We start from the raw sequence: 18790 nt of genomic DNA, 5'->3' as shown, positions 1-18790 counted from the left end.
TCCACCCCTTGTTCGGAAAAGACAGAAGTCGCGCTGTGCGGCTCAGTCTTGTTCCGTACGGAGGAGTGGAGACCCCAGACAGCCCCCCTAGGACCGCCCTCATTCGGAGTGGCTCGAAGCTTGTCCCCCCAGAGAATGGAAGGCGATAACCCCGGACCCTAATCTCACCTCAGGGGCCCTGTCCCGGCTGGAGATTACCGGGTCGCCCGCAAAACGCAAGGTGTCCGTCAGAGAAATTCGATCTCTCCACAGGATTCGGCTCGTTCGGCTCGTTCGGCTCGACTCAGACGACTCATCCGATTCATTCGACTCACACCGAGGTGATCCGCAGTGACGCGCAACTGGTTGTACTGCCGGCTGTCCGGCCAGGCCTGGGCCGACCAGGGCGCCGCCCTGGCCCCGCGGCTGCCCGCCGACATCGCCGGGGCGCTCGCCCCGCTCCGCGACGGCCGGGCCGGGCACTGGTTCTTCCACCCGCTGCGGGACGCCTCCGGCACATCCGGCACCGAACTGTGGCTGAGCGCCGACGACCGGACCACCCGGTACGTCCTCGGGACGCTCCTCACCGAAGCGGACCGCACGGGCACCCGCATGTTCCACCGCTACGAGGAGCGCAGGCCCGCGTTCACCGATGAACTGTCCATGAGATCCAGCGAACTCGCCCTGGCCGTCGGCGAGTCGGGCGGACTCTGCGCCGAGGACCGGCTCGATTTCGCCGTCCTGCACCTGCGGCACGTCGCCGCCCTCGTCCCGGCCGCCGACCGGTCCGCCTTCCTCTTCCTCTGCTGGCAGCACTGGGCCTCCGGAATCAGTCCCGATCTACGCCTCGAACTCGGCCGCAGAGCCACCGTCGAGGGCCGCGGCCGGCTCGCCGCCCCGACCGCCCTGCCGGTGTCCGTCGCCGACGAGCGCACGTCCGAGGCCTGGCGCGCCTACCTGCGCACCCTCGACACGGCCGTCGGCGACCAGGAGGTCTCCGGCGAACTGCCCGGCAACTACCTGCTGTTCGAGCACGCGCACCTGACCCACCAGCGCCTCGGGGTGTCCCAGGAGTCCGAAGCGCTCGCCGCGCTGATCCTGCGGACCGCCCCCGAGTCCGCCCTCGCTTCCCCGCTACCGGTCTTCCAGACGGCGTGACCGGAACGACAACCCACCACGGGAGGACTTCCATGGCCTTGATGACCGCGCCGGAGACCGGCGCCTCGTCCACGGACCCGGGCGAACGAAGGAGCGTCGACGTCGACCTCGGCGACCGCTCGTACACCGTCCACATCGGCCCCGGAGTACGGCACCTGCTCCCCGGGATCGTCGCGGAGACCGGCGCCCACCGCGTCGTGGTCGTCTCCGCCCGCCCCGACGACTGGGTGCCCGACCCCGGCGTACCGTCCCTGCTGATCCGGGCCCGCGACGGCGAGGTGGACAAGAACCTCGTCACCGTCGACGAACTCTGCCGCGCCTTCGCCGGGTTCGGGCTCACCCGGCAGGACGTGGTGATCAGCTGCGGCGGGGGGACCACCACGGACACCGTCGGCCTCGCCGCGGCCCTCTTCCACCGCGGGGTCCCGGTCATCCACCTGCCGACGTCCCTGCTCGCCCAGGTCGACGCGAGCATCGGCGGAAAGACGGCGGTGAACCTGCCCGAGGGGAAGAACCTCGTCGGAACGTACTGGCAGCCCAAGGCGGTCCTGTGCGACACGGACTACCTGAGCACGCTCCCCGAACGGGAAATGATCAACGGCTACGGGGAGCTGGCGCGGGCCGCCTTCATCGGCGCCGGCGACCTCAGGCACCTGCCGCTGCACCAGCAGATCGCGGCGAGCGTCGCGCTCAAGGCGTCCGTCGTGATGACCGACGAGCGGGACGCGGGCCCACGCCACCTCCTCAACTACGGCCACACTCTGGGCCACGCCCTCGAGATCGCGACGGACTTCGCCCTCAAGCACGGCGAGGCGGTCGCCATCGGCACCGTCTTCGCGGGCCGCCTGGCCGGCGCCCTGGGCCGCATCGACGAGGGCCGGGTCGCCACGCACCTGGAGATCGTCTCGGGCTACGGCCTGCCGACGGAGCTCCCGGAGGGGCCGACGGCGTCGGAACTGATGGCCCTGATGCGGCTGGACAAGAAGGCGGAACAGGGGTTGGCGTTCGTGCTGGACGGGCCGCGGGGAGCGGAACTGGTCCAGGACGTGGGGGAGGAGGTGGTCCGCGCGACCCTGGAGTCGATGCCGCGCCGCCGCTTCTGACGACGGCGGCGCCGCGACTGAGGTCCGCCCCCGGACACCGTCCGGGGGCCGGGCCTCACAGGTCGTCCCGTCCCCCGCCCGGCTCCCTCGTCGCGCGTGACACTTCGGCCCGGGCCGAAACGTCCGGTTCCTAGGCTGCCCGTCATGAACACTTCCCACCGGGTGATCGAGCCGAGCGTCCTGTACTTCGGGACGCCAGTGGTGCTCCTGTCGACGGAGAACCAGGACGGGTCCTTCAATCTCGCCCCCATGTCCTCCGCCTGGGCACTGGGCCGGACCGTCGTGCTCGGGCTTGGCCGCGACGGTCAGACCGCGCACAACCTCCGCGGCCGTCCCGATCTGGTCATCAGCCTGCCGGCCCCGGACCAGTGGCCGGCGGTGGAGCGGCTCGCGCCACTGACCGGCCGGAATCCCGTGCCCCCCACCAAGCCCCTGGGCTGCCGCTTCGAACCGGACAAGTTCACCGCCGCCGGGCTGAGCGGCGTGCCTTCCCTCGTGGTGAGGCCGCCTCGCGTCGCCGAATGCCCGATCCAGCTGGAGGCCCGCGCGGTACGGGTGCGGCCGGACGTCTCCGGAGAATGCGTCATCGTCGAGGCCGTCGTGCGCAAGGTCCACGCCGACTCCCGCGTCGCCGTCCCCGGCACAGATCACATCGACCCGGCCGCCTGGAGCCCTCTCATCTACAACTTCCGCCACTACTTCGGCCTCGGCCAGGAGCTCGGCCACTCCTACCGCACCGAGACTCCCCGCGGCCTCGACGGCCCCGCCGCCGAGGCCGCGCCGGTCGCCACCGCGCCCCACTGAAGGCGGGTACAGCGGTGGTGGTGGTGGCGGCGGGGGTCGGGGCCTCCGGTGCGGGGTGTCCGGACTGCAGCCTCACCGCGCTCCGCGCGAGCGTCGGTGCTTTACGTCCGACCACCCCCACGTGCGACCCCGACCCCCTCCCGTACGTCGGCGGCTCAGCGGAGATACGTCTGTTGCCACTCGACGGAGGACATACTCAGGGCAGCCTCAGCGAGAGCCTGTGCCGACGAGGTCTTCAGACTGTTCCGGCTGGTGTCGATCCAGTTCTGGACGTTCGTGTATCCCTGCTCGCGATACTCGACTGCCTGGACGAGGCATTCCAGCTTGTCGGCGTCGTGAGCAACGATCACTTCCAGGCTGCTGCCGTTCTCGTACTCCTCGACGACCCGCTGGATCCCGGCTGCTACGGCCGTATGAGCGGCGGAGACCTGATCGGCGGTGACCTTCTCGTTGCTGGCTGCGTCCAGATACCTCCGGCCCACGTGCGGAATGTCGCCGACCCGGGTCTCCTGGGTGTCGTGGAACAGGCACATCAGCGCCACCTTCGCCGGATCGGCGCCCTCCATCATCGCCAGCACAGCACCCACGATGCCGACGCGGAACGAGTGCTCCGCAATGGTCTCGGGATCCTTGACGCCGGCGATCCACCAGCCGGACCGCTTGGCCCGCTTGAGCATCCCCATCTCCAGCAGGAACCCGGCAGTTCCCTTGGCCTGGTCGGTCTCATCCGCCATGTGGTGCCCTCCGGTCTGTGTCCGTACGCAACCCTGCTCCCAGCACCGTCCTCCGCGACGGGGACTGGGTCCCAGGGCCGACCCCTCTCCGCGTCACGCCGCTGCCTTCTGTTCCGCCACCACCCGCACGCGTTCGCCGAGCGTTCCCACGGCGCGGCTCGTCCCGTGCGTCTTCACCTTGTCGCGGAGAGTGTCGAAGTGTTCGTCACCCCGTGCTGTGGACAGCGTCGTGTAGTCGTCCAGGAACCGGTCCCACGTGGCGCAAGCGGCCTCGACGTGTCCGAGTTCCCACTGGCGGGCGGCGAGAACACCGTGGGCGTGAAGGCGGCCCTGGCGCTCGTTGGCGGGCCGGGCACGGTTGGACTGCCGCATGGCCTTGATCGATCCGGGGAGGTCGCCGAGCTCGTAGAGGACGTGGGAGACGTGGAAGTGGTAGGCGGCCTGGTCGTATCCGCCGACGGCGTCGTTGCGGCCGTCGGCCTTGGCGAGGGCGGACTCGGCTTCGCGCAGGCGGGTGAACGCCTGCCGCCGGTCCTTCACCATGGCCGCGCCATGGGCCTGCTGGCCCCGCAGAAAGGCGATCAGACGCGGACCGGCGACGGGCGCCGCCTCCGCCGCGGAATCCGCGTACTCCAGTGCCTTTGGACCGTAGCCGAGGTTCGACGCCTGAAGCGCCATTCCTCGTAGGGTGCGGCAGTAGGTGAGATGGTCCTGCGCGTCCTTGGCCAGGCCGAGGGCCTGCACGAAGTACTTCTGCCCGAGGCCGTGAGCCCGCTCGTACATCGCCATCCAACCGGTGAGGTACACGAAGTCGGCAGCGGCGGCGCGCATCTCGTCCTGCACCTTCGGCGTGGCTTCGGCTTCCAGCCACGAGAGAACGGTGTTGGCGAGGAACGCCGCGGCCATCGGCCGGGCGTGGCCGCCGCCCAGGTCGTCCAGGATGTTCGCGACGTGGTCCGTCATCGTGCGGACCGTGGTGACCTCGCCGGCGCCGATGCGGACCGTACGGCCCGCCTTGGCCTTCTCGTCGGACGCTTCGAGGCGGTCGCCCAAGTCCGTGTACTGGGGCACCATCAACGCTGCCGAATAGAGCCCCGCGGAGAGCACACCGCGGCGAGACGGGTCCATGTCGCCCCGCGCGAGGTCGGCGAGATCCCGGACCCCGTCCGGGTTGTCGCCGGGGAAACCCGCCTCGGCACACGTCACCGGGCGGCCGATCCGTCGCGAGAGCGCCTCGACGATGGCGGGGCGGGCCGACTCCTTCGGAAGTGAGCCCTTGAGCCAGTACGTCACGGTGCTCGCACCGTAGTTCAGCGCCGTGCCCGCCTCCGCCGCAGTACGGTTCACGGCCCGCGCGAGCTGCCCGTTCCCCCAGTCGGCCTGGGCCATCAAGTCGGCGAGTGCCGTGTTCGGCGTGCGTCCCATTCCAGCTCCCCTGGCGTTCAACGCATTCAACGGACCTACCAGCATGGCCCGTTCTCACGAGCGGTGTACCCCCGTTGAATGAGTACCAGCCACCCGGAGTAGTCGGCCAGACGCACTCGGCGCCGAAGCGTCTCCGGGAACAGGAACACCCCGGCGACGGAGGCACCCGTCCCGGGGCATGGCCGATCCGAATGGAGCAGACCGACATGACCGACCTTATCCGCGCCCTCGTCCGGTGGGCGAGGGCGGTGTTGGCGGCGCGTGGTCGCCGCCCCATCGCCGCCTGCCCACCCGTCCGGGCGACGCGGCCCGTACCCCGGCGGGTGGGGCCACCGCTTCCGGTGCCGCGCTCGCCGTACGGGCTCGACACACCGCTGGACGGCGCTGCGACCGTGCTGGTCCGTCCGTACCTGAGGGCCCACGAGCAGCGGCACCGGCGGCTCGCCGCGGACGTCGGCCGGCGGGGGGTGGCCTGATGGGCGTCCCCGAACGCCGTCCGACGCGGATGTGTGTGCGGTGCGAGAGGTTCACCGCGAGCCCCGTGGTCGTCTCCGAGGTACACGCCGGCTCGGGGCCCGGGTTCAACGTCTACGCCTGCGGGGCGTGCGCGCCGTACTACCCGAAGCCCCCGGACGTGCTCGACCTGTTCACGCCGAGCGGTCGGAACCGCGCGTCACGAGGGGAGCCGCGCGAACCGCGATGACCTGGTGGACCAGGTCACTGGGGACGGTCGACCGGACCGGAAGGCGCGGAGCGAAGCCCCGGACCGTGTGGCCCGGGGCTTCGCCTTCCCGTCTACTTCTTGATCTCGTTGATGCAGAGCACGAACTGCTTGCCCGAGCTGCGGCGGCCGCCGCGCGTCTGCTCGCGGTAGCCGATGTCCGACTTGCCGTCGCACTTGGCGGTGTCCAGGGTGTCGGGGATCACCTCGACCACCTTGTACGTGGCCTCGGTGCCACCGCACTCCACGACCTGCAGATCGGGCGAGATCGTGGACCCGTTGTTCTTGAGGCAGTCCCCGGCCTCGGCATGGTCGGCGTCGTCCTGGCTCGCGAAGTAGCCCACCACGATCATGATGAGGACGGCCACGGCGCCGATGCCCTTGAGGATTTTCATGACGCCTATGCCCCCGCTCCGAGACGGCGGCGCCGGCGCCGGCGGCGGGGGAGCGGACCACTGCTGCTGCTGGGGCGGGTAGGGCTGCTGTTGCTGGGGTTGAGGCTGCTGCGGGTACCCGTAGCCCGGCTGGGGCGGGTAGCCCTGGGGCGGCTGCTGGGCGTACGGGCCGGGTTGACCGTACGGGCCAGGGCCTTGTTGCGGCGGAAAGGTCATGTGGGAGTCCCCCGAGATGCGTGTGTCCGTCCTTTTGACGCGAGCACGCTATAGCAACCGGTGAACTCCCCACGAATGCGGGCGGGTCAGCGGCGCTTGCCGATGAGACGCGCGAGACCCCAGGCCGTCACCGCGGCGACGGCAAGTCCCAGCAGGGAGAGCCACTCGGTGTCACTCTGGCTGCCCCACCAGGCCTTGGCGGGGATGAAGGGGTCCGCCTCCATCATGTCCCCGAAGGCCGGGACACCGCCGTCCGCGGCGATGATGAGCGGGATCGCGTTGGTGTAGCCGAAGAAGACGCCGAGCACGGCCATGAACGCACCGCTGATCTGGACGCCGGTGCTGCGCCGGCCGACCAGGCCGACCAACGCGCCGACAGCCGCTCCGTTGAGCAGGCCGTGCACCACGTAGAGGGTCTGCGCGGTGTTCGCGGACTGTTGCTTGTACGTGGCCACGGTGACGCCGGTGTAGATCGCCGAGACCACGACCGAGGCGAGGAGCCCGAGGAAGAAGGCGCCGACGGGGTGGCCGCGCCTCGGCTGCTGCCCCAGGGGCGCCGCGAACGGCTGCCCGGGAGGTATCGGCGGCTGCCAGGACTGCATGGGCGGTTGCCCGGGTGGCTGGTGATACGGGTTGAAGTGCGGCGGCTGGGGCTGGTGCTGGCTCATGGGTCCCCGGTTGGGCGTAGAAGGCAGGACGAGCCAAGCTACCAACGAGGTGCGCGAGGCGGCTCTTTGGCACGCACCCGGGCCCCGGCCCCCGTTCGTGGGGGGTCGGGGCCCGGGGTCCGGGAGGGGGAGGGGCTAGACCGTGTCCAGGATCGGGAGCAGGGCCAGCAGATCCGACGGGGTGTGGAGGATCGCGTCCGGGGCCGCGGCCACCAGGTCCGCCTCGTCCACGTCCGCCCACATCGCCGCGACCGCCGCGACCCCCGCGCCCCGCGCGCTCGTCAGGTCCGTGACCGCGTCGCCGACCATCAGGGCCTTCTCCGGGGCGATGTCCATCAGCCGCAGGGCGAGGCGCACGATGTCCGGTGCCGGCTTGGGGCGGTCGACCTCGTCCGAGCCGATGATGTGCTCGAAGACGTCGGCGATGCCCAGCGAGGCCAGGAGCGAGCGGGCCCGCGGGCCGCTCTTCCCGGTCGCGACGGCCATCCGTATGCCCCTGGCGTGCAGTTCCCGCAGGAGGTCGACCACGCCGTCGAAGACCGGCACCTGGTGTTCCAGGCGATAGCTCTCCCGGACGAAGGGCTCCTCCATCTCCTTGGGAAGCCCCATGATCCGCATGATGTCGGGGAAATATCGGCCCTGGTGCCGGTTGTACTCCTCGAAGGGCGCGGGACCGTCGCCGACGGCCTCCGCGTACGCCACCGTGAAGGCCTGGCGCATCACCTCGAAGCTGTCCACGAGGACACCGTCCAGGTCGAACACGATCGCCCGGGTGCCGCGGTTGTGCCAGTCGATGTTCTGGGTCATGGGGCTTTCCTCACCGGTGAGTCGGGGCGGGGGTCGCCCGCCCGTTCGTGGGGACGTCGGCGCTGCCGGGACGTACCGGAGATGCGATACGTACGACGGGCGCCGGATGTGCGGTCACTGCCTTGTCCTGCTGGGCGGCCTCCGCCGCCTCCGCGGCTGCTGCCGCCGCCACGGCCGCCCGCGCCTCGCGGGCCTCCCGCGCCGTCGCGTAGATCCGCTCGATCACGGTGATCGTCCGCCGTGTCTCGCGCACCGCCCGCCCGTGGCTCTCCGGGTCGGCGAGCAGCGCCGGCAGTTCGTCGAGCTGCCGCATGTACTCCGCGCCGATGGGCTCCACGGGGAAGGGGATCTCCGTGACCGTGCCGTCCTTCGTGAGCGTCAGCTCCGCGGACTCGACGCGGTTGGGGCTGAACCCGAAGGTGCAGCGCAGTGTCGCGGTGCCCTCGCTGCCGTCGACCCGGATCACGGTGACGTCGTGCGGCTCGTGCGAGGCCCAGCTCGCCCGGAGTCCCACGGAGACGCCGCTGTCGGTGACGAGGAAGCCGCGTGCGGTGTCCTCGACGTCGCCCTCGGCCTCGGGGGCGTCCTCGGGGCGGTCCTCGCGCCAGGCGGCGCGGGCCGCGGCGCTGCGGACGAAGTCGTCGGAGACCGTGCCGAGCGCCTGGTCGAAGCTGACGTCGCCGAGCAGCGGCGCCACCGTGTCCAGGAGATGCCAGCCGAGGTCGACGAGGGCCCCGCCGCCGGAGTACTGGCGCTGGGTGAACCAGCCGCCCGCGTCGGGGATGCCCCGCGCCCGGACCCAGGAGAGGTCCACGTGCCGGATGTGCCCGAGATTGGCGACGAGTTCCCGCAGCGCGAGAACATCGGCGCGGTAGCGCGCGGCGCTTCCGGCGAGCAGCAGGGACCCCCCGCCGGTCTCTGCCGCCGCGAGCTGTTCGGCCTCATCGGAGTTGAGGCAGACCGGCTTCTCCAGGAAGACGGGGATGCCGTTGACCAGGAGCCGGCAGGCGATCGTCGCGTGCAGATGGTTCGGTACGGCGACGACGGCCAGGTCGGCGATCTCCGGCGTCAGTTCGTCGACGCTGGTGAGCAGCTGGGTGCCGGTGCGGTCGTGTACGGCCGCGGCCAGGGCGGCCCGGTCCGGGTCGACGACCGCGGTGACGGCGAAGGAGGGGTGTTCGCGCAGCCGGGGCAGCCAGATGGACTTGGCGGCCCAGCCGAGGCCCACGACGGCGACGCGGACGACGCGGCCCCCGCCGGACGGCGCGGCGCTCATGCCTCCGCCAGTGTGTCCGCGATGATCTCGGCCACCTGGTGCATCTGCTGCGGCGTGCCGAGCAGCGTGCGGTGGTGCAGCCAGATGGCGTCGTTGTTGATGGCCTCGGTGTTGGGGCAGCGGGCCGCCACCTGCTCGACCGTCTCGTCCGGGGCGCCGGACTCCCAGAAGCCGTCCGAGCGGTAGATGGCGCGGAAGGCGATGAAGGCGGGCAGGCCGCGCTCGATGAGCTTGTCGACGAGCTCGTTGCGCTTCTCCTCGGCCAGGCCCGGGATGCGGAACATCGCCATGTAGTGGGGGTGCGAGGTGACGCGCGGGTCGTGCTTCTGCGGGACGACGCCGGGGATTTCGGCGAGCAGCGAGTCGAGCAGCTCGGAGCGTGCCTGGCGGGTGGCGAGCTGGGAGGGGTAGCGGGCCAGCTGGGCGCGGAGCACGGAGGCGGAGAACTCGTTCATCCGGAAGTTGGAACCGGACGTCTGGTGGTAGTACTTGCGGTCCGTACGGGGCCGGCCGCAGGAGTGGCGCAGGAAGGCCTCCTCGTACAGCTCGCGCGTGGGGAACAGCACCAGACCGCCCTCGCCGGCCGTCATCAGCTTGCCGTTCTGGAAGCTGAACGCGGCGACCGAGCCGAGCTCGCCGTAGTTGCGGCCCTGCCATTCGCCGCCCTGGCCGTGGCAGGCGTCCTGGATGATCGGGATGCCCTTGTCGGCGGAGAGCTTCTCCAGCGCGTCCATGTCGGGGAAGTGACCGGCCATGTGCACCGGCATGATCGCCTTGGTGCGCGGGGTGATGGCCGCCTCGGTGGCGGCGACGTCCAGGCAGTACGTCTCGGGGTCGACGTCGACCGGGACGGCGACGGCGCCCAGGCGCTGGGCGGCCTGTGACGAGGAGATGAAGGTGAAGGCGGGCACGATGACCTCGGTGCCGGGGCCGACGCCGAGCACCTGGAGGGCCAGTTCCAGCGCGTGCGTGCCGTTGGTGACGGCGAGGGCGTACTGCGCGCCGTGGAACTCGGCGAACTCCCGCTCGAACGAGTCGACTTCGCTGCCTCCCATCCGCCACCACTGCCCCTGCTCCAGCGCGCGGATCAGGCCGGCCCGCTCCTCGTCGCCGTACTGGGGCCACTGGGGAAGTTCGAGAGGCTGTCGGTTACCAGACATGCTCAACCAATCCTTCTTTTCGAGGGGAACCTGTGCCGGACAATGAATTCGGCCTAGAATTCAACCGGTCTGGCGGGGGCCTTTCCACGCCGCGGTTATCACGCTACCCCACGGATAAGGACGCTTCCCATCCCCTAGGAACCCCCCTTTATGGCCCCTTGAATTTCTCGCTCCACCCCCTGCGGTTTCCCGTCGATGGAAATTGGTGCTAGAAATTCTGCATTCTCCCCGAATGCAGAGAGGTGGGACCGTGAGCGCAATACTCCTGGTCAACGGCCCGAACCTGGGCATACTCGGCCGCCGTGAACCCGAGGTCTACGGAACGGCCACACTGTTCGACATCGAGCAGGCCATCGAGAAGGAGCTCGCCGAGCGTGGATACGACCTCGTGTCCGTACAGCGCGAATCGGAGGGCGAGCTGATCAAGGCGATCCAGGAGCACTACTACACGGTGGGTGCCATCGTGAATCCCGGTGCTCTCATGATCAATGGCTGGGGTCTGCGGGACGCTCTCGCGAGCTACCCGCGTCCCTGGATCGAAGTGCATCTGTCGAACGTCTGGGCGCGCGAGCAGTTCCGGCACGAGTCGGTACTCGCCCCGCTGGCGCACGGCGTGATCGTCGGCATGGGAGCGCTCGGCTACCCCCTCGCCGCGCGTGCGCTGCTCGGCATGACCTCGCCCGGCATGTGACGAGCGGCGACGCTCCCCGGGGGCCGGCCCCGTCCACCGGCCCCGGCCCCCGGACCCAGGCACCCCCTCGGTCCGGCCAGGACGGCCGGACCGCCATCGTGAGGTGAACTCCCGTGACACCCCTGACCGTTGAATCGACCACACCGACCGGTGGTCCGACCGGCGCCGCGTTCGACCGCGACGCGTGGATCCGGCGCTACCACCCGGCGCCGGACGCCGCCGTGCGGCTGGTGACGCTGCCGCACGCGGGCGGCTCCGCGCCCTGGTTCCGCCCCTTCTCGGCGGCGCTCTCGCCTGACGTCGAGGTGCTGTCGGTGCAGTACCCGGGCCGCCAGGACCGGTTCCGCGAGGAGCCCGTCACCGACATCGGCGCCCTCGCCGACCTGATCACCGAGGCGCTCGAACCGTGGACCGACGCGCCGCTGGCCCTCTTCGGGCACAGCATGGGCGCCACCGTCGGCTTCGAGGTCGTGCAGCGGCTGGAGCGCCGGGGCACCCCGCCGGTGGCGTTCTTCGCCTCCGGCCGCCCTGCTCCGGGCCTCGACCGCGAGCACCTGATCCACCGCCTCGACGACGCCGGCCTGCTGAAGGAGCTGGAGGCGCTCAGCGGGACGGACCCCCGGGTGTTCCAGGACGAGGAACTGCTGCGGCTGATGCTGCCGGTGATCCGCGGCGACTACCGCGCCGTGGAGACCTACCGCTGCGCGCCCGGCGCGACGATCGACTGCCCCGTGACCGTACTGGTGGGGGACAGCGACCCGCGCGTCTCCGTCGACGACGCGGCCGCCTGGGAACAGCACGTGCCCGGAGAAATCGGCTTCCACGTGTTCCCAGGAGGGCACTTCTACCTCGCCGACCACCTGGAGGCCATCACCGCGCTGGTCCGCGATGCGCTCGCCCCGGGGCGCTGAGGGCCACCGCCGACAGCAGCAGACCGCGGTCCGCCGCCCATCGTCCGTCGAAGCGGGTGACCTTCTCGCCGGCGAGTGGCAGACCGGGCACCAGCAGCCTGGCGGAGAACGTTCCGGCGCTCCCGCCGGCCGGGTCGAAGGCGATCTCGGCGTCCGGGAAGTCCAGCTCCCGCCCCGACAGCGGGAACCACGTCTTGTACACCGCCTCCTTGGCGCTGAACAGCAGCCGGTCCCAGGACACCGCGGGCCGCGCGGCGGCCAGCGCCGCCACGTGCCGCAGCTCGGTGGGCCGGGCCACGCTCACCAACACCCCGTCGGGGAGCGGCAGATCCGGCTCGGCGTCGATCCCGAGGCCGGCCAGATCGTCACGCCGGGCGAGCGCGGCCGCGCGGTAGCCGGTCGTGTGGGTCATGCTGCCGATGACGCCGTCGGGCCAGACGACGGCGTTGCGACGGCCGTGCAGCAGGGGTACGGGAGGCAGCCCGAGGTCGGCGAGCGCGCGCCGCGCACACCGCCGTACGACGGTGAACTCCCGCTGCCGGGAGGGCACGGCGCCGGCGACGACCGCCCACTCCTCCTCGTACAGGCCGTCCGGCCGCGGCCCGGACCCGGTGGCGGGCCCGGGATCGTCACCGAAGGCTTCGGCCCAGACGGCGACCCGCGGCAGCAGCCCTTCGATCACGGCGTACCGCTCCCGCCCTCCGCCGCGCTCGGCAGCGGACGCCCGGTCGCGGCGGCGATCACCGCCTCGACGGACTGGAGGACCACCACCCGCAGTGCCTCCAGCGGAGCCGGGGGCGCCGGAGCGGCCCCGAGGCCGCCCGCACCTCCCGGATCTCCCGTGAAAATACGCAGAGCTGTTTCGCAGGAATTACCGGTATCCGCCGTACGCCATTCTTCGGTGAACATGTTCCCTCCCGCTTCCGAGTGCCTGAGAAGAAGCTAGTTCGAGACATGTCCGACCGGTCCCCTATGGACCCCCCAACGCCGCCCTGCACCCTGATGGGTCATCCTCCAAGGAGAAGCCGTGAGTTATCTGGGAATAGATGTCGGAGGCACGAAGGTCGCCTTCCGTACGGAGAATTCCGGGGATGCGGGGGAGGAGACGGAGTCGTCGTTCCGCTGGCCCGCGACCCGTTGCGTTCGCGATGACCTCGCCGCGCTGGCCGAGCACACGGCCGCGCTGCGGGCGCGTCTTCCGCGGCCCGTCGAGGCGGTCGGTGTGGCGATGCCCGCGACGCTCGCCCCGGACGGGCGGGTGCGGACCTGGCCGGGCCGGCCGTTCTGGCAGGGGGTCGACCTGACGGCCGAGTTGGGGCGGCTGCTGCCGGGCGCGCGGGTGCGCTGCGCCGACGACGGCGACCTGGCGGCGCTCGCCGAGGCGGACGCGGCCGACTGCCGGGACCTGGTCTATCTGGGCGTGGGTACGGGGATCGGCGGCGGCATCGTCCTCGACGGCCGTCCGGTACCGGGGTCGGGCTCCTGCGAGGTGGGCCACACGATCGTGGACCGGCTCGCGGGCGAGCTCTGCGACTGCGGCCGCCGGGGATGCGTCCAGGCCGTCGCCTCGGGCCCAGCGACGCTGCGCCGGGCGGCGGAACTAAGGGGCGTTCCGGTCGAGTTCACCGTGCTGCGGGACGGGTACGCGGCGGGTCTGCCCTGGGCCGTCGAGGCCATCGAGGAGGGCTGCGCCGCGCTGGCCGCGGCGGCGGTGAGCCTCAGCGAACTGGTCCACCCCGCGCGGATCGTGGTCGGCGGCGGCTTCGCGGCGGGCATTCCGGGCTTCGTCGACGGGATCGCGGCCCAGGTGTCACGCCTGACCCGTCCCGGCTGGACGCCGCCACCGGTTCACGCGGCCGTACTGGGAGGTCTGTCCTCCCTGCGCGGAGCGGTTCTGCTGGCCCGCAGGCCCTGAACGCCCGGCAGGCCGCCGCCTCCCCGGCAAGGGGCCTTCCATGAAGGCCCCTTGGACCGGCTCGGCGGGGCCTTCGCCTGCTACTCGGTCACGATGTTGAAGGCCGGGTACACCCTGGGCGTGAACTCCGGAATGCCCGCTTCGCGCGCGTACGGCATCAGGATCTCCGCGAAGCGCTGCCATGCCTCCTCGGACTCCCACACATCCACGACGAACCAGCCGTTCTCGCCCTGTCCGGCAATGTGTGCGACAACGCCGGGCGCCGGCCAGTCCGAAAGCTTCTTGACGATTCCGCGCCCGCTGCTCACCTGGTTCGCGACCTGCTCGTACTGCGCCTGAGTGGCTCCGGTCATGTTCAGCTCGACGATGATTGCCACAACAACTCCGTCCGTGGTCGGCACACTGTCCCACCCAGTCGACCAGCGACACGTGCCTTCCGCGCGGGCTGGTCGTCGAACGGGTGAGGGGCGCGCGCGCCCTGGGCCACAACGGCGCCTGCTCGCCCGCGCCGGGGCTCACCACAAGGACGCCCACAGCGGGTCCGCGCCCCGCCAGCGGTGGGCCATGACCAGTTCCTCGCTGCGGTCCCGGGCCGGGCGGGTGTGGGGCGTGACGGCTCCCATGGCCGCCGTGAACTGCCGGGACACCGGGGCCGCCGGGGGCGTCCGCTGCGGCGCCGGGGCCGGAGCGGGGGAGGGGAGCCGGCCCGGCGTGGCCAGGGACTCGTCGTGCTGGAGGATCTTCATTTCCAGGGACTGGAGTTCGCGGCCCGGGTCGAGGCCGAAGGTCTCCACGAGCGCCATCCGGGTCCGCTGGTAGACGGCGAGCGCCTCGCGCTGCCGGTGGCAGCGGTAGAGCGCCACCATGAGCTGGCCGCACAGCCGCTCCCGCGTCGGCTCCGCCTCCGTCATGGCCTCCAGTTCGCGGACGATCTCGAAGTGACGCCCCAGCGCCAGGCTCGCCTCGGCGCCGTCCTCGAAGGCGGCCAGCCGCTCGTTCTCCAGCAGCGTGGTCTGCGGCCACTCGATCCCGACCTCGGTCAGGTCGGCGAGCGCGGGGCCCCGCCACTGGGCGAGCGCCTCGGCGAGGGTCGCCGCGGCCCGCTCCTGCCGGCCGTGGGACAGCTCGGCGCGCCCCCGCTCGGCCAGCGTCCGGAACCGGTGGACGTCGACCGTGTCGGGGTCGATGCGCAGCAGGTAGCCGGGCGAGCAGGTGGTGAGTTCGACGGCGCCGGCGTCGAGATCACCCTCGGCGAGGGTGCGGCGCAGGCGCGAGACCGCGTTCTGCACCATCTTGCGGGCCGTGGGCGGGGCGTCGTGGCCCCAGACCGCCCGGACGAGCGCGCTGGTGGCGACGACCTTGTTGCTGTGGAGCAGCAGGTACCCGAGCGCCGCGCGCTGGACCATGCCGCCCAGGGCCAGGGGCGTACCGCCGCTGAGGACTTCGACCGGACCGAGGACTCCGAACTTCACCGTGACCACCGTCTCTGGCAGGGCTGGGGGACAACTGACGACTGCACCCCCTTAAGAAACCAACCGCCCGGTCCTTTTGTCAATGTGGAATCGGTTAAATCTGCGGTCGCATGGCGGCCGTCGTGCTCGCGTGGCAGTGGGCTGGCGGGCGCCTCGGTGCCCTGGCCGGCGCGCTAGGCGGGAGGAGAATCCGCAGGTGGAGGCGGTGTTGTGGTCGGCCTGGTGATCCCGGACGGGAGGGTGCGTACCTGGCGTACCCCCTCCCGTCCGACCCAGGAAACGTACCAACTGCACGGTTTCGTATCTGCCGCGAAAACCGTCACCTCGGTCGCGTCGCACCCGTCCTCACGCGGCGCGTCCACTGCCCGCCTCCGTGCCGAGACCGGCCGGCAGCTCCCTGCGGTGCTTGATGCCGAGCTTCCGGTACGTACGGGTCAGGTGCTGCTCCACCGTGCTGGGAGTGACGTACAGCTTCGTCGCGATCTCCCGGTTGGTGTAGCCGCGCACGGCGAGCGCCGCGACGCGCCGCTCCGACTCGGTGAGCGCGGCGCCGGCCGCGTCGGAGTCGGTCCCCTTGGCCACAGAGTCGCCGCCGAGCTCCTCAGGGGCGGACAGCAACTCCTCGGAGAGCGGCCCGGCGTCGCACAGCCGCGCCATGTGACGCGCCCGGCGGAACAGCATCCGGGCCCTGCGGCTGTCGCGCACCGCGTAGTGGGCATGGCTCAGATCGGCCAGCACCCGCGCCTGTTCGTACCGGTCGCCGCACTCCTCGAAGAGGTCCAGCGCCTCCGCGAGGAGCTGCGGTCTGCGCTTCGCCGGCCCCGACGCCGCCATCAGCCGCAGCGCGAGCCCCCGGGAGTACGGCGCGGCCGCGTCGGGCCGGCCCAGCTGGTCGTACGCGAGCTTCTTGGCCTGGTCGGTGTTGCCGAGCCGCAACCAGGCCTCGGCCGCGCCGATCCGCCACTGCGGCAGCCCCGGGACGTCCAGACCCCATGCCCGCATCCGCTCGCCGCAGGACAGGAAGTCGGCCAGCGCGGCGTGGCAGTGGTTGGTGGCCAGCTGGTAGTGGCCGCGGGCGTGGAGGTAGGTCAGCCCGTGCCGGGTCTCGAACATCTGCTCGGGCACGGACTGCGTCAGCCGCCGCGCGACCTCCGCGTGGTCGCCGGTCCGGGTCGCCGCCAGGATCAGGGTGCCCAGCGGGAGCCCGACCAGCGTGCCCCACGCCTTCGGCGGCAGGACGGCGAGCGCGAGCCGGGACTCGGTCAGGGCGGTCGTCAACTCGCCGGTGCGCAGCGCCGCCTCCGCCTTCGCGGCGGCCAGGAAGGCGCGCAGCGTGGCGGGCAGCCGGTGGGCGTCCCGGGCGCTGAGCCGGTCGCACCAGGCCAGCGTGTCCGCAGGCCGTCCGGCGGCCGTGAGGACGCTGAGCGCGGTGAGCGCGGCCTCTTCGGCCCACTCGTCGGTACGGACGCGCTCCAGGTCGCCGAGCAGCCACTCCGCCCGCTCGGCGGCCTCCTGGGGCCGGCCGCGGGTCAGGGCGTCGGCGAGCAGCCCCGTGGAGTGCAGCAGCGGTCCCGTGCGGGCCGGGAACCCGGCGCCGGGCAGGGCGCCGCCGGCCGGTTCGTTCTGGGGCGCCGCCTGTGGGCGGCTCTCCAGCGCGAGCGAGGGGTGCGTCCAGGCGATCCAGTGCTCGAAGTCCGGGAGTTCGGTGGACTGACCGGGCAGCGGGACCCGGCTCGTGGCGCGCAGCCGCTGGAGCGTCCGGCCCGCCTCCTCGGTGCGGCCGTGCCACAGCAGCCGGCGTATCAGCGCGATCCGCTCCGGCTGCCCCAGGCGGCCCGCGCCCGCCGCGGTGGTGAGGGTGGAGAGATGACGGCCGGCGGCGGAGGGATTGCCGAGCCACTCGACATGGAGGAGCCGGGCCAGGATGGCCGTACGCCCGGCCTCGTCTTCGCAGAAACGATGCGCCAGTTCGAGGCAGGCGATCGCGGTGGGCCGCCGGTCGGCCAGCAGGGCGCGCTCGGCCGCCTCGCGCAGCGCGTCCACGGCCCACGCGCCGGGCGCCGACTGTGCCTCGACGAGATGCGCGGCGACCCGCTGCACCATCGCTCCCCGCTGGTGCAGCAGCCGGGCGGCGGCGAGCTGGAGGGCGTCGCGGTCGGTGCGCGACAGGGACTCCAGTACCGCGAGCCGGGCGACCTCGGAGCGGAACCAGCCGCCTTCGAGCAGTCCCGCGTCGTTGAGTGCCGCCCGGACGGCGGTCACCTCCGCCGCCGACACTCCGGCCAGCTCGGCCAGTTCACCCTCGGCCGTCCCGTCGTGCTCCTCGTGCCCCAGGACCGCGAGCGCCCGGACCACGGCGAGCGCGGTCGCGTCCCCGCGCTCCAGATGGCCGGCGAACGCCAGACCGTACCCCTGGGGCCGGATGCCGCCGGAGACGAGATGGTCCTCGACCAGCGCGGCGAGCAGCAGCGCGTTGCCGCCGGACACGGCGTGGAACTCCGGTGCGAGCGTGCGCGCGTCCTCCGCCCCGAGCCGCTCGGTGAGGAGCTCCCGTACGCCCTCCGGGGTGAGCGGATCGACCCGCAGTCGGTGGCAGTACGGACGCCGCTGCAACTCGGCACGGAAGAGCGGCAGTTCCGGTCGGGTACTGGTGTCGTCCGCGAGCACCAGCAGAATCGGCACCGGGCCGACCCGCCGCGCCAGATGCAGCAGGCAGTGCAGCGTCGCCGCGTCGGCGTGGTGGACATCGTCCACGGCGATCAACAGCGGCTCCCGCGCGGCCAGTTCGAGCAGGACCCGGCAGACCCGGTCGAAGACCTGCACCAGTCCGGCCCCCGGGACCTCCGTGGCCTCGCCCTCCCCGGCGGCCTCGGCGCCCCGCTCCAGCCACGCGGTCACCTCACGTACGACCTCCTCGGGAAGCGCGGCCCCGTGGAAGAGCTGCGCCAGGACGCCGAACCGCAGGGTCCGTTCCGCTCGCGCCCCCACCGCCCGCAGCACGCGCACACCGGCGTTCTCCGCCTGTGCGATCGCATAGTGCAACAGCTCGGTCTTCCCGTTCGGTCCGGGTCCGTCCAATGCCACCGCGCTGCCTTTGTGCGTCGCGCATTCGGCCAGCAGACGGTCGAGCAATTCCGTATGCCCGTTCCGCTCAACGAGTCCCACCATTTCCCCCTCGCTCGCCTTGCTCCGCGCACCGCACGGAATTGGGTTCGAGAACACATGAGCGAGCCTAGGCATGGCCGGTAATCACACCGGCCCTGAGATGCAACCCCCCAGTAATCGGGCATCCTCCCGGCTGGTGGGGGACGCCTAGGGGTGAGGGGATGGCCGGATTCCGTTCCGTCGGCGGCCA

The 18790-nt window shown here is 71.7% G+C and carries 18 protein-coding genes; 7 read left to right on the top strand and 11 right to left on the bottom strand.

The annotated features are described in order from the left end of the window. Positions 1-330: 330 nt before the first annotated feature. The 3 genes from ACZ7J0_RS08185 to ACZ7J0_RS08175 all read left to right on the top strand — a co-directional run bounded on the left by ACZ7J0_RS08185 (position 331) and on the right by ACZ7J0_RS08175 (position 3044). Positions 331-1137 (top strand): hypothetical protein, encoded by an 807-nt coding sequence (locus tag ACZ7J0_RS08185; protein WP_470885105.1) that lies wholly within the window; start codon positions 331-333, stop codon positions 1135-1137. Between the two features lie 41 nt (positions 1138-1178). Continuing rightward, entirely contained in the window at positions 1179-2240 is a 1062-nt protein-coding gene (locus tag ACZ7J0_RS08180) for a 3-dehydroquinate synthase family protein (RefSeq protein ID WP_470885181.1), read from the top strand. A gap of 144 nt (positions 2241-2384) precedes the next feature. Further along, the gene (locus ACZ7J0_RS08175) at positions 2385-3044 is read left to right on the top strand and encodes a flavin reductase family protein (RefSeq protein ID WP_470885103.1); all 660 of its coding nucleotides are present in this window, start codon (positions 2385-2387) and stop codon (positions 3042-3044) included. A 155-nt stretch (positions 3045-3199) separates the two neighbouring features. Here the strand turns inward: ACZ7J0_RS08175 and ACZ7J0_RS08170 are convergent, their stop codons facing one another. Continuing rightward, the gene (locus ACZ7J0_RS08170) at positions 3200-3778 is read right to left on the bottom strand and encodes an HD domain-containing protein (RefSeq protein WP_470885101.1); all 579 of its coding nucleotides are present in this window, start codon (positions 3776-3778) and stop codon (positions 3200-3202) included. A 93-nt stretch (positions 3779-3871) separates the two neighbouring features. Further along, entirely contained in the window at positions 3872-5203 is a 1332-nt protein-coding gene (locus ACZ7J0_RS08165) for a hypothetical protein (RefSeq protein ID WP_470885099.1), read from the bottom strand. 206 nt (positions 5204-5409) lie between these two features. Between ACZ7J0_RS08165 and ACZ7J0_RS08160 the strand changes: the two genes are divergently transcribed. Then, positions 5410-5679: a hypothetical protein gene (locus tag ACZ7J0_RS08160; protein ID WP_470885097.1), complete on the top strand. Its 270-nt coding sequence runs from the start codon at positions 5410-5412 to the stop codon at positions 5677-5679. 319 nt (positions 5680-5998) lie between these two features. Here the strand turns inward: ACZ7J0_RS08160 and ACZ7J0_RS08155 are convergent, their stop codons facing one another. The 5 genes from ACZ7J0_RS08155 to ACZ7J0_RS08135 form a co-directional block, all read right to left on the bottom strand. Continuing rightward, positions 5999-6535 carry an LppU/SCO3897 family protein gene (locus tag ACZ7J0_RS08155; RefSeq protein ID WP_470885095.1) on the bottom strand — a complete coding sequence of 179 codons (537 nt, stop codon included), beginning with the start codon at positions 6533-6535 and terminating at the stop codon, positions 5999-6001. A gap of 86 nt (positions 6536-6621) precedes the next feature. Continuing rightward, positions 6622-7203 carry a hypothetical protein gene (locus tag ACZ7J0_RS08150; RefSeq protein ID WP_470885093.1) on the bottom strand — a complete coding sequence of 194 codons (582 nt, stop codon included), beginning with the start codon at positions 7201-7203 and terminating at the stop codon, positions 6622-6624. Positions 7204-7338: 135 nt separating this feature from the next. Next, the gene (locus ACZ7J0_RS08145; RefSeq protein ID WP_470885091.1) at positions 7339-8010 is read right to left on the bottom strand and encodes an HAD-IA family hydrolase; all 672 of its coding nucleotides are present in this window, start codon (positions 8008-8010) and stop codon (positions 7339-7341) included. 10 nt (positions 8011-8020) lie between these two features. Further along, entirely contained in the window at positions 8021-9286 is a 1266-nt protein-coding gene (locus ACZ7J0_RS08140; protein ID WP_470885089.1) for a Gfo/Idh/MocA family protein, read from the bottom strand. Continuing rightward, complete coding sequence (locus tag ACZ7J0_RS08135) at positions 9283-10446, bottom strand: DegT/DnrJ/EryC1/StrS family aminotransferase (protein WP_470885087.1); 1164 nt, start codon at positions 10444-10446, stop codon at positions 9283-9285. The genes ACZ7J0_RS08140 and ACZ7J0_RS08135 overlap by 4 nt, the downstream gene beginning before the upstream one ends. Positions 10447-10696: 250 nt before the next feature. On the opposite strand from ACZ7J0_RS08135, the gene ACZ7J0_RS08130 reads away from it, so the two are divergent. Together ACZ7J0_RS08130 and ACZ7J0_RS08125 are read left to right on the top strand one after the other, a co-directional pair. Continuing rightward, positions 10697-11137: a type II 3-dehydroquinate dehydratase gene (locus tag ACZ7J0_RS08130; protein ID WP_468706157.1), complete on the top strand. Its 441-nt coding sequence runs from the start codon at positions 10697-10699 to the stop codon at positions 11135-11137. A gap of 122 nt (positions 11138-11259) precedes the next feature. Beyond that, on the top strand, positions 11260-12048 hold the full coding sequence (locus ACZ7J0_RS08125) for a thioesterase II family protein (protein WP_470885179.1): 789 nt from the start codon (positions 11260-11262) through the stop codon (positions 12046-12048). On the opposite strand, the gene ACZ7J0_RS08120 is transcribed toward ACZ7J0_RS08125, so the two are convergent. Further along, on the bottom strand, positions 12008-12730 hold the full coding sequence (locus tag ACZ7J0_RS08120; protein ID WP_470885085.1) for a 4'-phosphopantetheinyl transferase family protein: 723 nt from the start codon (positions 12728-12730) through the stop codon (positions 12008-12010). The two genes, ACZ7J0_RS08125 and ACZ7J0_RS08120, sit on opposite strands and share 41 nt — an antisense overlap. Before the next feature lie 345 nt (positions 12731-13075). Here ACZ7J0_RS08120 and ACZ7J0_RS08115 point away from each other — a divergent pair, with 345 nt between their 5' ends. Next, entirely contained in the window at positions 13076-13963 is an 888-nt protein-coding gene (locus ACZ7J0_RS08115; RefSeq protein ID WP_470885083.1) for an ROK family protein, read from the top strand. A gap of 80 nt (positions 13964-14043) precedes the next feature. On the opposite strand, the gene ACZ7J0_RS08110 is transcribed toward ACZ7J0_RS08115, so the two are convergent. From ACZ7J0_RS08110 to ACZ7J0_RS08100, 3 genes are all read right to left on the bottom strand, one after another. Then, positions 14044-14340: a hypothetical protein gene (locus ACZ7J0_RS08110; RefSeq protein ID WP_470885081.1), complete on the bottom strand. Its 297-nt coding sequence runs from the start codon at positions 14338-14340 to the stop codon at positions 14044-14046. A 138-nt stretch (positions 14341-14478) separates the two neighbouring features. Beyond that, complete coding sequence (locus ACZ7J0_RS08105) at positions 14479-15435, bottom strand: AfsR/SARP family transcriptional regulator (protein WP_470885079.1); 957 nt, start codon at positions 15433-15435, stop codon at positions 14479-14481. Between the two features lie 345 nt (positions 15436-15780). After that, a complete protein-coding gene (locus tag ACZ7J0_RS08100) occupies positions 15781-18603 on the bottom strand; it encodes a helix-turn-helix transcriptional regulator (protein WP_470885077.1) in 2823 nt (940 codons plus the stop codon). Positions 18604-18790 lie beyond the last annotated feature (187 nt).

It is taken from the genome of Streptomyces sp. NPDC038280, from assembly GCF_055600045.1.
Note: the sequence above shows the minus strand (reverse complement) of the source record. Positions and strands in the feature narration are given on the sequence as shown.

What these genes read in the sequence shown, in the direction of transcription:
- ACZ7J0_RS08180 (WP_470885181.1), top strand. Translation starts at nt 1,179, where the DNA reads ATGACCGCGCCGGAGACCGGCGCCTCGTCCACGGACCCGGGCGAACGA.
- ACZ7J0_RS08175 (WP_470885103.1), top strand. Translation starts at nt 2,385, where the DNA reads ATGAACACTTCCCACCGGGTGATCGAGCCGAGCGTCCTGTACTTCGGG.
- ACZ7J0_RS08170 (WP_470885101.1), bottom strand. Translation starts at nt 3,778, where the DNA reads ATGGCGGATGAGACCGACCAGGCCAAGGGAACTGCCGGGTTCCTGCTG.
- ACZ7J0_RS08165 (WP_470885099.1), bottom strand. Translation starts at nt 5,203, where the DNA reads ATGGGACGCACGCCGAACACGGCACTCGCCGACTTGATGGCCCAGGCC.
- ACZ7J0_RS08160 (WP_470885097.1), top strand. Translation starts at nt 5,410, where the DNA reads ATGACCGACCTTATCCGCGCCCTCGTCCGGTGGGCGAGGGCGGTGTTG.
- ACZ7J0_RS08155 (WP_470885095.1), bottom strand. Translation starts at nt 6,535, where the DNA reads ATGACCTTTCCGCCGCAACAAGGCCCTGGCCCGTACGGTCAACCCGGC.
- ACZ7J0_RS08150 (WP_470885093.1), bottom strand. Translation starts at nt 7,203, where the DNA reads ATGAGCCAGCACCAGCCCCAGCCGCCGCACTTCAACCCGTATCACCAG.
- ACZ7J0_RS08145 (WP_470885091.1), bottom strand. Translation starts at nt 8,010, where the DNA reads ATGACCCAGAACATCGACTGGCACAACCGCGGCACCCGGGCGATCGTG.
- ACZ7J0_RS08140 (WP_470885089.1), bottom strand. Translation starts at nt 9,286, where the DNA reads ATGAGCGCCGCGCCGTCCGGCGGGGGCCGCGTCGTCCGCGTCGCCGTC.
- ACZ7J0_RS08135 (WP_470885087.1), bottom strand. Translation starts at nt 10,446, where the DNA reads ATGTCTGGTAACCGACAGCCTCTCGAACTTCCCCAGTGGCCCCAGTAC.
- ACZ7J0_RS08100 (WP_470885077.1), bottom strand. Translation starts at nt 18,603, where the DNA reads ATGGTGGGACTCGTTGAGCGGAACGGGCATACGGAATTGCTCGACCGT.